Genomic DNA, 11,462 nt, shown 5'->3' with positions numbered 1-11,462 from the left:
CATTCCCGAACAGGCCAACAAATATCCGGTTCAGCTCTCCGGCGGTCAGCAACAGCGTGTTGCCATTGCCCGTTCGCTCTGCATGGAACCTGCCGTCATGCTGTTCGACGAGCCAACCTCGGCGCTTGATCCGGAAATGGTATCGGAAGTGCTGGAAACCATGACGAGCCTGGCCCGCGACGGCATGACCATGGTCTGCGTCACGCATGAAATGGGCTTTGCCCGTGCCGTCGCCGACCGGGTGATCTTCATGGACGCGGGTCGGATCGTCGAAGAGGCCGCCCCGAACGACTTCTTCACCAACCCCCAGCACGACAGAACAAAGCTCTTCCTCAGCCAGATCCTTAAGCACTGAGGGGAGCTTCTGGCGGGCGGTAGCTGGCAACAGAGCCGAACTGGAAACAGGCCTGACATTACGGGCACATGACCGCCCTGATGACTAATGAAAAGCCAAAGTCAGCACTCGGCACCTCGTTTGGCAAGCGTCTGGCGGGCGCCACAGAAGCGCCCTCAAGTGATTAGTCACCTGTGATCCGGCGCGGTCAATAACAGGATCATGGCATGACAACCGAATGGCGTACAACCATAGGCAAAGGCGCTACGGAGGGCTTTCTTTCGCCAGTGAGCGCAACGGGCACGTCGCCGCGCCACATTCATGGTAGTACAGGATTTGGAATCTCCACAAATCACCAGCGGCAACGGTTGCAGCGAATGCTGTCCGCCTCCAGGGTGGGGGCGTGTTCGACATGTACATCGCCGCCTTGGCCTGCGCTTGGGTGGTGGATCCGGCCAACTGTAGCCCCTTTGGGCGCATGCAAGGTATATCATTTGTTGGAGGCGAAATCGTCTGCCTGAGTGCCGCAACCAAGATCCGGGACATGCCTGGTTCTACGGTGCCCGTTCCTGGCAACGTCTCCGCCTTCTTTTGGCTATGGCAAAGCGGTCGTCTGCGTCTTCCCTTCTGCGATCTCTTAGAACCGGCCATCGCCTTGGCCCAGCAGGGTTTCAAACTTAACCCGGCTGTCGCGACCGCTGTTCGAACTCTGGCCCCGGAGATGAATGAAGACCTTCGGAAGATTTATCTGGTCGAAAGCGGAGCCGTTTCCACCAGCATCCGCAATCCGGCCCTTGCAGAGTTGCTTCAAATCCTTGCGGAGTCCGCGAACGAGCATGACTTCTGGCGGACCCTTCGAACTAGGGACCCGGGACCTTGGCAACCTGAGGAATCCCTTGATAACCCGGTCCGGCAGTATACGCCGCGCGCACTCAATCTTAGTGATGGCAAGGGGCACGTGCACCGCCTTCTTACGACCGGGGCCCTGGAGAGTTGGGGAACCTGGATCCTCCTCAGTGTCGCGATAGCTGTTGAGCTGCGCGAGTGCAGGGTATTGGGCGATTTTTCACGGGCCGTCGAGGCCTATGTGCTCTCCACGATCCTTTTGCTCGATCGCATTCCGTTCGCCGTAGGCAGCCTCCGACCAAAGGTGGTTCGGCCGTCTGTAGAGCTTGATTTAGAGTCGGAAGCGGCCGCCATCGCTGAACGCGTGGTCCGTCTTCTTGACCTACCGCCTAAGCTCCTGTGGGAGGAACTCGCTACGACCTACTTCGTCGGAGCGGGCAGTTACACTGACGACTCCAATACAAACGCATTTGCGATCGCGTCGGGCGATGACTACCTGTCGTTCACGACTTCAATTGGTCCTTGGTTCGGGTCGATGCGGACGTGGTGGGGCGCGGCGCTCTGCTACAGCTACGCCATGAAATCGGGGGAACTCTTTGAGGGCCAGACCCACGACGTGACGGAGATGTCCCCCCTCATTCTGGAATCGGCTGGTGGTGCGCGCCTTGCGATCGGCGCTGCGGGAAGTGAAAGGATTCTAGGAGTTCTTACCTATCTTCTCTTCTTCAAGTACGGGCTAGGCGAATGCGATAGGATGGCCAATTTGATGTTGAGGCCTAGGCTTTTTCCAAAGGATGGCGCAATCCGGGTTCATAAGGACTTTTGCAGTACCGCCCGGGCGCACTTGGAGAATCGCGGCTTCGCGCTCGCGCCAACGGAGTACGACCTTGAGCGCCATCTGGGGATTGTTAACCTCGTCGAGCGAATAGATAGCCGTAGGTATAAAAGTGGAGCCGATCCTTCAGGTAGTGGCGGGGCGCTTTGACCGCAGCTACGCGCACTAAACGCGTAACCCTTTCCAGCACGGAGCACCCGCTAAGCGTAAACAGTTCGAGGTCCATCCACGTGACGCAATCGGGGCCAATATTCTGTCGAGCCGAAATGGAGGAGGGGATGGTGTCCTCCGAAACTCCCGAGGATGTTACGCTCATGCGCCGTAAGCGAGGGACTTCAGTCGGCCCGCCAGGGATCGGGGGACCTCAGTTTGTCTGCTGGCCCTCGACGCCACACTCTTATTAACTTCTTTTTTTCGTGCTGTCGGCAAGAATCAATGACCGATCACGCCAGGCACTATCCGTAGTCATGTAGCTCGCGGTCGAGAGTCTTTTCCGATCAACTAAATTAAGTCTAATACCAAAGAGCGCTGATCAGAACCGGTGCGCCCAGTCACGCATCCCAATCGACCTGATCTTCCACGGCTGATTGTCGCGCAGCGTCAATCTCAGCGGTATTCCTGATTGTCGCGTAGGAGGCTGGTCTACCTCGCTGTCGTTTTGCCTCCATCGCAGCTCGGCGGCGATAGCTCTCGACATTCATCTCAAAGATGGTTGCATGGTGAACGAGACGATCGACGGCTGCGAGGTCATGGCGGGATCTGGGAAGACCCTGTTCTATTCTCCGAAGGGCTGATTGGCGGTAATCAAAATAGATCGTCGCTCGTAGCGGGCAGAGATGAGCTCGAAGAGCACGCTGGTTTCAGCCTGGTCCTTGGTGACGTAAGCGAGATCGTCGAGGATGAGCAAATCGAACTTATCGAGCTTGGCGATGGCGGACTCAAGCTGGAGTTCGCGACGAGCCACCTGCAGTTTCTGAACGAGCTCGGTGGTGCGCGAGAACAGCACACGCCAACCATTCTCGATGAGTGCCAGGCCGATTGCTGCGGCGAGATGGCTCTTTCCGCCACCCGGTGGGCCAAACAATAAGATGTTGGCACCCTTTGCGAGCCAACTATCGCCAGCGGTAATAGCCATAACCTGAGCCTTCGAGACCATTGGCACGGCGTCGAAGTCAAAGCTGCCCAACGTTTTGCCTGGTGGCAGTCGTGCGTCGGCAAGATGACGTTCCATGCGGCGGCGATCGCGTTCGGACAGTTCGTGCTCGGCAATAGCAGATAAGAATCTCGCCGCCGGCCAGCCTTCTTTGTCGGCCTGTTCGGCAAAATCCGGCCAGAGGAGCTTTATTGCCGGCAGCCTGAGGTCGTTTAGCATGATGGCGAGCCTGGCCGCATCGATAGCGTGAGTGTTCTTCATGCTGCGTCCTTAACCTGGTGAGCATCGATCAAGGCTTCGTAGCCATTGAGGGAGGCGAGGTGGACGTTCACCGTCGGCAACCGTGCAGGGTCGGGAGCAAATAAGGTTCGCAACTCGGCAATGTCTGGCAGATCGCCCGCGTCGAGTATTTTGCGCAGTCGTTCGGCTAGCTCACGTTCACAGCCCCGATCGTGGGCCAAGGCCAAGAGTTCGACTGTGATCTTGCACGCCTGCTTGTCGGAAAGTCGGTCGAGCAGGATCTCGAAGGCTCTACGATATTCCTGCCGAGGAAAGAGCTTGTCGCGATAAACAAGCTGGAGAAGCGCCATTGGCTTTTTGCGAAGGGAATGGATGACGTGCCGGTAGTCGACGACCTGATCATGTTTACCACCGCGACCTCTGCGAAGCGACATGAGATGCGTGCCGCCGATAAAGACATCGAGGCGATCATCAAACATACGCACGCGTAGCCGATGCCCGATCAGGCGCGAGGGTACCGTGTAAAAGACCTTGCGCAATGTGAAGCCACCGCTGCTGGAAACACGAACGACAACTTCTTCAAAGTCGCTCGTCCGTCTTCCTGGCAATGGCTGAAGTTGGGCACGTTCGGCATCGATGCGCTTGCCATATCGGGCATTGCGTCGACTGACGATCTCGTCGATGAAGCCTCGATAGGCATCGAGATCGTCAAAGTCACTGGCGCCACGCATTAACAGCGCGTCGCGGATCGCATTCTTGAGATGCGGGCTTTCAATGGAGCCATTCTCGTGAGCAATCCCTTTGTTGTTGCGCGTCGGCGTCATCTGGTAATGAGCGCAAAGATCCGCGTATCGTTGATTGAGTGGTGCCGAAGGCCTTGTCCCCTTGCGTGCCCATCGCCGGGTGATCTTGTTCTTCTGCCCTATCCGAGCTTCGTCGGCCCACCAGAGCTCGATCTCGACGTTCTTGGGGAGCCTGCTTTTTGATGGTTGCCAGTGGGGCAGGGAAGTTTTTTTTAAAACTCTCCAGATCACCTCGTTCTGGGCGTAATGGCGCGGACGAGCAGACAGCTTTGCAAAGCCGAGCGCCTTCAATTCGCGGCCAATGGTCGTCTCGTCCACAGAGATCCGGTATTCTTGGAAAAGCCATTGAACCAGATCCTTGCGCCGCCAGCGAACGACGCCATGGACTGCTGGTATCGGTCCGATTTCGACAATCTTTGCCAAAGCCTGGCGATGCACATCGGAAAGCTTTCCTTGATTGCCAGGCGCTTTGCCATTGATGAGCCCTGAAGGACCGCGGGCATTGAAGCGCATAACCCAATCGCGGACAATCTGCAGGGTCACGCCTCCGATCCTGGCCGCGTCGCTGCGTGAATGGCCATCATAGATTTCGGCAAGGGCAAGAAGCCGCCGAGCCTGTGCCCCATCCTTCGTGCTTTTGGCCAATGCTCGCAGGGCAAAACCGTCGAAGTTATCGCGCGGTGGAATTCCTGATGTCATAAACCTCCGTTTGCGACATTGATTCAGAACTCGACAGATTTGGAACCGCAAAAAGAGTCAGAGATCGCTCACGTTGGTATAAGTCTATTTCGCGAGTGAAAGGCTTGCCCATAGCAGAATCTGCAACGCTCTGGGTCCCCATTGAAGATACCAGCTCCAGGACGTCAGCGTTTGCAGCTTAGTCTCGGAGCACATCACTTCGAAGTTTGCCGTGCCCCTCGCTATGCCATCACCGCCTCTGTCCGGGAGCTTTCGGCAGTTCCCATCGCGTTACGAATTGCGGTAGGGACCAGCGCTGGAAAAGCTGCTGACTAAGTCACTTCGGCTTTCACAGGTACAAATAAGCGTCAAAACCCGCTCAATCAGAGCGCGATCGCAAAGACTCCGCACTGCAAGGACGGTCATAGTGACCCAAGGTTCGGCTTTATGAACCATTTGCGGCATTTTGATGATATCGAAACATATGTTGCAGAGCGGATCGTGATGAGTTAGACGTAGTAGCGGGCATATGTGCCCGGAGAGCAATTGAGATCGAGTGCATGAATAAGGAAAACCTTTATCTTACCCTCAAGGCCGGCTCGCCTGCCGACCTGTCTGCCCCGATTCTCGAAACCGCCCAGGGCCGGCGGTATACGTACGCAGAATTGGAGGGGACTAGTGCACGGTTCGCCAACCTGATCACCAGTCTTGGGATCAACCCCGGCGACAGGGTGGCAGTGCAGGTCGAGAAATCACCGGAAGCACTTTTTCTCTATCTCGCCTGCTTGAGGGCGCAGGCGATCTTTGTGCCTCTCGATACCGCCCACAAGCGCGCCGAACTCACACATTTCCTCGGCAACGCCCAGCCTGCATTGGTGGTTTGTGACCCCGCGAACGAGAGCCTGCTGCAGGAGCTTGCTATCGAGACTGGCGTGCGGCATGTTCTTACGCTTGGCCAGACGAGCGACGGTAGTTTGCCGGTGCAGGCACGTGAGCATTGGGACCTTCCTACGCCTGCCAATCTGTCGGCGCGTTACAGGCAAGCGGCCGAACTCTCTTTAGCGCGATCTGTGGTTCGTGATGCATTCCCCCAATTTTGCTGGCTAGAACCGGATCAGCTTCTGGCAACCTCTGACTCCAAGATCCTGGGCGTATTCGGCGTAAGGGACGGCAAGCGGGCCGAGTCCGGACAATCCGTCGAACATCTTGAACTGAACGCCACTTCGAATGAAAACGGAGCAATGTCGCCAGATCGCGCCGTGCAGATTCTCCAAGATGGATACGACTTGGCGATGCTCGAGATGGAGTCGGGCTCCCGCCATCGCCTGACGGCCGATGGTACATACGAAATCGCCTATGGCATTATCGCTGATATTGGATCCGAGCCGTTGCGAAGGTTGCGAGAGCGGAAGGTTCCGCCGGTTGTCGGGACGTGGTCGCCTGACTCGCGCTATTTCGTCACGGTCCGCGTAGACCAGCGGGGGCTTCGATCGCTTCCGTATGTAGTTGGGTCGGTCCCGGACGCAGAAGGACATCGGATACCTGAAGTTCATTCCTTCCGCTATGCTCTTGCGGGCGACACTAATGTTCCGACCGCAAGCCTCGTCCTGATAGATCGCCAGACGGGCGCAGTGCGTGCGGCCGAGGTCCCTCCGTTTCTCCTTTCTCTTGGCGCTCCAAACGATGGCGCAATGGTGTGGACAGACGACGGGCGCTATCTTTTTGTCGGAGTGGAGTCGCGAGATTTCAGATCACTGACAGTCTACCGAGTGGATCCTCAGACGGGCACTTCTCAAACGGTTCTGGTTGACAGTGGCGACAAGCCGCGGCGGCCTTTCCCCTTCCCGAACGCCAAGATGCTCGCGCCGGTAGGCGGCGGCCAACTCGTCTTGCGTTCGGAAAGGGAGGGTAGAGCTCACCTATTTCTGTACGACGTGGCGTCCGGTAAGCTGGTTCGGCAACTGACCTCAGGTGCCTGGTCGATTGTCGACTTATCAGCAGTAGATGCGCGTGAGCGTGCAGTATTCTTCTCCGCGACCGGCCGCGAGGCAGGACGCGATCCTTACCTGCGGCACTTCTATCGTGTTTCGCTCGACGGTGGTCAGCCCGTCCTATTGACGCCTGAAGACGCCGACCATGAGGTCCATCTCTCGCCCAGCCTTGACGCTTTCGTCGACGTTTACTCGACAGTATCGCAGGCTCCTACAGTTCTCCTCAGAGAGAGCACGGGCGCCCTCAGGTCGGAGCTTTGGCGAACCGACCCAACACCCTTAGTGGAGCGCGGTTGGGTCGCGCCCGAGCGCTTTTGCGTTACGGCTGCCGATGGTAGGACGCCTCTATACGGTACGCTCTACCTGCCATCGGGGAAGAAAACGCGCGGCAAAATCCCTATCGTCGATTCGATTTACGCTGGCCCGCAACAGGTCCGCGCGCCGATCCGGTTCCCAGGCGCGGGCGCAGGTGCCGCCATGGCTTTGGCGCAGCTCGGTTTTGCGGTTTTTGTGCTCGATGCCCGCGGAACCCCGCTGCTGGACGGCGCCGCCCGAGATGCAACCTACGGACCGAACTTTGGCTCAGCAGATGTTGTCGCGGCGGATCATGCGGCCGCTGTTAAACAACTCGCTGCCAAATACGATTTCCTCGATCCGGGACGGGTTGGGATATATGGGCACAGTTGGGGCGGTTACTATACGATACGATTGATGGCACAACGTCCTGATGTATTCAAAGTTGGCGTCGCGACCGCTCAATGTAGTGACAATTTCGCGTACTCCTTTAGCCACGACCGCTGGTTTGGCCTTCCTTCCGAGTCTCCCGGCTCTTATCAAACGCAATTGAATTTTCCCCTTGCGGCTCAGGTTAAGGGACGCCTCTTGCTTATCGCCGGAGATGCAGATGATGATACTCACCCATTCAATACGATACTGATGGCGGGCGCGCTTGCGAAAGCAAATCGAAACTTCGACATGCTGATCCTTCCAGACTTGAACCATGCAACGACGGCAACGAATGGGTATGTGACCAGGCGCACATGGGATTATTTTGTGGAGCATCTTTTGGGCGCCGAGCCGCCAGAGGACGTTGAGGTTCCAGACATTCACTATTGGTGACAGTGAAAGCGCAAGTTCAAGCCGCTGACGACCGTGGCTTGGCTCGTGCCGTGTTAGCCCCAATCATTTCTGCTGAAGAAGTCGCTCGACTGATCTCGGTTGTTCGGGCGAACAAAAACTGGCCAGTGTTAGGATTGCCTGGCGGGGAACCTTTCCAACGCAGCGCTTCGTGCCTGCGAGCGCGCCGCCGAGGCAGGTTGGAATCGCCCCGGTTTTGCCGGAGGATGATTGTTTTAGATTGCACGGCCATGCGTTCCGTTTCCGGAGCGGCGTAGAACTAAGCCTCGGCTTCTGCAGTCGGAAGCCATAGGACAGGCGATGGAAGTCGCTCTTACAGATCGGCTCCATAGCCATGAGCATTGCGCGTTGGAAGATGTGATCCCGTTAAGGCATCTCGCCGGCGGAGCCACTCCGGCGAGGCGTGTGCGCGAAGACCGACCCGTCGGCGGCACCGCGCCTCCGGCGGTGTTCTTTAGCGTCTCCAGCGTCGGCTGGAGCGTGCCTAATCCTGGAGGGTTTTGGTTTGTTGCCGGCCATCAGAAACTAGTCTGCTAGATGTCGGCGAAGACGTCGGGACGAAGACCATCCATTACATATATGACTTCGGTGACAATTGGCACCACGTCATCAAGGCCGAAAAGTTCAACGAAGCCATGCCCCGTGCCGAACCCGCGAGTCGTCAGAGCCATCGGTGCTGTCCGGCCGAACACCGGCGGCAGCTATGCCTACCTCCTCGAGGCGTGGCCGCCCAAACATTAGACCACCACAGCATGATCCGGTGAGACGGGACTAATCGATCCCGAAGGCAACAGGTATCGACCGCATCCTCGACAGCCTTGCAACGAACTAGATGCCAGCCACAGAAGCCCAAAGATCAAAGCCAAGCCGATCTGAGAAAGTCAAGCAACCGCGGCCGTGGCGGAGGTTCAGGCTCGATTGATACGTTTGAATTATGGAAGAGACAATAAAACGTTTGTTGCAAACGTAATCGTGTTGAGATAGATGTGGTTTTGGAACTCGCAGCTCGGTTGAGCAACCGATCCCGGTTCCAAATCGGACCTGTGGCGCGAGGTAGGCGGGTTCAGGTCAACAAACACTGCAAAGGGGAACATCGTATGAATAAGATTATGACCGCGATTGCAGCAGCGACGTCGTTCGCAGCTGCATCAGTCGCTTTCTCTCTCTCGGCTCATGCCGGAGAGGTACTTGATCGCGTGCTCGCTAAGAAGAAACTGACAGTGGCGACGTCTGTAGGCTGGCCGCCGGCCTCGTTTGTCAACGACAAAGGCGAGCTCGACGGATATGATGTGGAGGTAGCCAAAGGCATCGCGAAATATCTGGGCGCAGAGGCTCAATTCGTAACGCCCGCATGGAATATCGTTACTGCGGGCAAATGGGAGGGCCGTTGGGATATCACCATGGGTCAGATGGTTCCGACCAAAGCGCGCGCTGAAAAGTTCGACTTCCCAGCCGTCTACTTCTACTACAAAACCGTCGCAGTCGTTCACAAGGACAGCAAGGCGGCCAAGCCTTCTGATCTGGGTGGAAAGGTGATTGGGGTTACTTCAGGAGGATCAGAAGAATCCTACGCCAACCACACCTTCGAAATGCTGGATGGTTCGCCAGTAAAGTACGAATTCACGCCGGGCCAAGTGAAGACCTACGAAGGCAGCGGTCCCAATCCGTGGGACGACCTTCGCCTGGGCGAAGGTGTTCGTCTTGACGGCATCCTCACTGACGAGATGCTGGCGGGCAATCAGATTAAAGCCGGCTATCCATTCAAGATCCTTGAACCGGCTCTCGTAGTCACGCCGGGTGCTATCGCCGACCTTCATGGCGACAAGGAATTCAGTGGCAAAGTTTCGGCGGCCATCAAGAGCATGAGGGATGACGGCACGCTCTCGAAGCTGTCGATCAAATGGTACGGTGTGGATCATACGGCCGAAAAATAACACCGTGCGCCTGTAGCGGCTCAGGCTAGCCTGAGCCGCATTTCTTGAAGGACCTCTCATGCTTTATCCGGATACAGTTGAATCCGATGTGCTCGTCCATAAGCCTTGGTTTGTTGCCTCGATCTTCGCAGTTGTGCTCGCGGTTTTTCTCACGGTCAACCTCGCGGGTACCACCATGGGCGAACTCATGCGGCCCGTCATCGGCGAGCCGCTGGAAAGCGGCGTTTATGGGCGTTTCGCGATCGCCTTTGTGATCGCAATTATGTTCTGCCTCAATCTGGTGCTGATCGGGTTTGCGCCGCTGAAAGTACAAATCGGCATTGTATGGCTCGAACTGCTCGTCCTGTTTGTCGGCTTCTTCGAGGTATTCGATCTAAGTCTGCCTTTTATTTGGGATAAGCTACCCTTCCTGATTGCGCAGGGCGTGGTTACGACGCTGTATGTGTCGGCGATCTCACTGGTTTTCGCGTCGCTCATCGGGATCACCGCTGCCATAGCCAAGCTGTCAACCAACGGTTTCGCTTACGGGATCGCCAGCTTTTATACTTCATTCTTCCGTGGTCTGCCGCTTCTGATGCAGATCTACCTGATCTATCTCGGCCTGCCGCAGGTGGGTATCGTGATCGATGCTGTACCATCGGGTATATTGGCCCTCTCACTTTGCGTGGGCGCGTACATGACGGAAATTTTCCGCTCCGGTATTGCAAGCATTGATCGCGGACAGTGGGAGGCGTCCCGCTCCATGAGTTTCGGCTTTGGTCTCACCATGCGCAGGGTCATCCTGCCGCAGGCGCTTCCGGTCATCATTCCGCCAATGGGAAACATGTTCATCGGGATGCTGAAGGACAGCTCACTGGTCTCGGTCCTCGGGGTATGGGAGCTGACGTTCCTCGCTCGCACGATTGGCCAGCCGACGTTCCATCACATGGAGATGCTGATCGCTGCGGCAATGATCTATTGGATTCTGTCCGTCTGCCTCGAGGTGATTCAATCCCGGATCGAGGGCCATTATGCCAGGAGCAAGGTGCGATGAACGTGAACAACGTAAGCAACCTGAAAGACAACCCTAATGAGGCCAACCCTTCGGAGGCGCCTGTCAATGTATCGCGGGCGCAGCCGGCTTCGTATCGAGAGTCACCAAGCCAGAAGCAAGCGGCAATGAGTGCGGACAAGATTATTGAAGCGACGAACGTCTCCAAGTGGTTCGGCAGCTTTAAGGTGCTGACGGATATCAACCTCACTGTCCGCAAGGGCGAACGCATCGTCATCTGCGGTCCCTCAGGATCTGGCAAGTCGACATTGATCCGCTGCTTCAACCGGCTTGAAGCACATCAGGAGGGTGAGATCGCCGTCACCGGGATCAGGTTGAACAGTAAAATGCGCAACGTGGCTGAAGTTCGCAAGAATGTCGGCATGGTGTTCCAGCACTTCAATCTCTTCCCACACATGACCGTGCTGATGAACTGCATGGCCGCACCGATGTGGATCAAGGGCGTGCCGGAGGCCGAGGC

7 protein-coding genes and 3 pseudogenes are annotated in these 11,462 nt (G+C 56.8%); 7 read left to right on the top strand and 3 right to left on the bottom strand.

Annotation, left to right across the window (positions count from 1 at the left end):
• Positions 1-355: amino acid ABC transporter ATP-binding protein (locus BSG20_RS33825; protein WP_143147601.1), on the top strand; the 355-nt coding region annotated here is incomplete at its 5' end.
• Positions 356-746: 391 nt separating this feature from the next.
• On the top strand, positions 747-2,165 hold the full coding sequence (locus BSG20_RS33820) for a gamma-glutamyltransferase (RefSeq protein ID WP_072382211.1): 1,419 nt from the start codon (positions 747-749) through the stop codon (positions 2,163-2,165).
• Between the two features lie 401 nt (positions 2,166-2,566).
• Here BSG20_RS33820 and istB read toward each other — a convergent pair.
• The 3 pseudogenes from istB to BSG20_RS38175 form a co-directional block, all read right to left on the bottom strand.
• Positions 2,567-3,429: pseudogene (gene istB, locus BSG20_RS33815) on the bottom strand (IS21-like element helper ATPase IstB).
• A pseudogene (locus tag BSG20_RS38180) lies at positions 3,426-4,271 on the bottom strand (Mu transposase domain-containing protein); the annotation flags it as partial. The pseudogenes istB and BSG20_RS38180, both read right to left, overlap by 4 nt.
• A pseudogene (locus BSG20_RS38175) lies at positions 4,260-4,910 on the bottom strand (IS630 family transposase); the annotation flags it as partial. The pseudogenes BSG20_RS38175 and BSG20_RS38180, both read right to left, overlap by 12 nt.
• A 539-nt stretch (positions 4,911-5,449) precedes the next feature.
• Here BSG20_RS38175 and BSG20_RS33805 point away from each other — a divergent pair.
• The 5 genes from BSG20_RS33805 to BSG20_RS33780 form a co-directional block, all read left to right on the top strand.
• Positions 5,450-7,999: a DPP IV N-terminal domain-containing protein gene (locus BSG20_RS33805; RefSeq protein ID WP_072382208.1), complete on the top strand. Its 2,550-nt coding sequence runs from the start codon at positions 5,450-5,452 to the stop codon at positions 7,997-7,999.
• A gap of 518 nt (positions 8,000-8,517) precedes the next feature.
• The gene (locus BSG20_RS33795; protein ID WP_072382206.1) at positions 8,518-8,781 is read left to right on the top strand and encodes an IS1096 element passenger TnpR family protein; all 264 of its coding nucleotides are present in this window, start codon (positions 8,518-8,520) and stop codon (positions 8,779-8,781) included.
• A 333-nt stretch (positions 8,782-9,114) separates the two neighbouring features.
• Positions 9,115-9,951 (top strand): transporter substrate-binding domain-containing protein, encoded by an 837-nt coding sequence (locus BSG20_RS33790; RefSeq protein WP_093041828.1) that lies wholly within the window; start codon positions 9,115-9,117, stop codon positions 9,949-9,951.
• Between the two features lie 58 nt (positions 9,952-10,009).
• Positions 10,010-10,984 (top strand): amino acid ABC transporter permease, encoded by a 975-nt coding sequence (locus tag BSG20_RS33785; protein ID WP_093041825.1) that lies wholly within the window; start codon positions 10,010-10,012, stop codon positions 10,982-10,984.
• A gap of 125 nt (positions 10,985-11,109) precedes the next feature.
• Positions 11,110-11,462: ATP-binding cassette domain-containing protein (locus tag BSG20_RS33780; RefSeq protein WP_143147602.1), on the top strand; the 353-nt coding region annotated here is incomplete at its 3' end.

It is taken from the genome of Rhizobium tibeticum (genome assembly GCF_900110205.1).
Taxonomy (GTDB): domain Bacteria; phylum Pseudomonadota; class Alphaproteobacteria; order Rhizobiales; family Rhizobiaceae; genus Rhizobium; species Rhizobium tibeticum.
The sequence above is the reverse complement of the archived record's forward strand: the minus strand, read 5'-3'. Positions and strand labels throughout refer to the sequence as shown.

What these genes read in the sequence shown, in the direction of transcription:
- BSG20_RS33820 (WP_072382211.1), top strand. Translation starts at nt 747, where the DNA reads ATGTACATCGCCGCCTTGGCCTGCGCTTGGGTGGTGGATCCGGCCAAC.
- BSG20_RS33805 (WP_072382208.1), top strand. Translation starts at nt 5,450, where the DNA reads ATGAATAAGGAAAACCTTTATCTTACCCTCAAGGCCGGCTCGCCTGCC.
- BSG20_RS33790 (WP_093041828.1), top strand. Translation starts at nt 9,115, where the DNA reads ATGAATAAGATTATGACCGCGATTGCAGCAGCGACGTCGTTCGCAGCT.
- BSG20_RS33785 (WP_093041825.1), top strand. Translation starts at nt 10,010, where the DNA reads ATGCTTTATCCGGATACAGTTGAATCCGATGTGCTCGTCCATAAGCCT.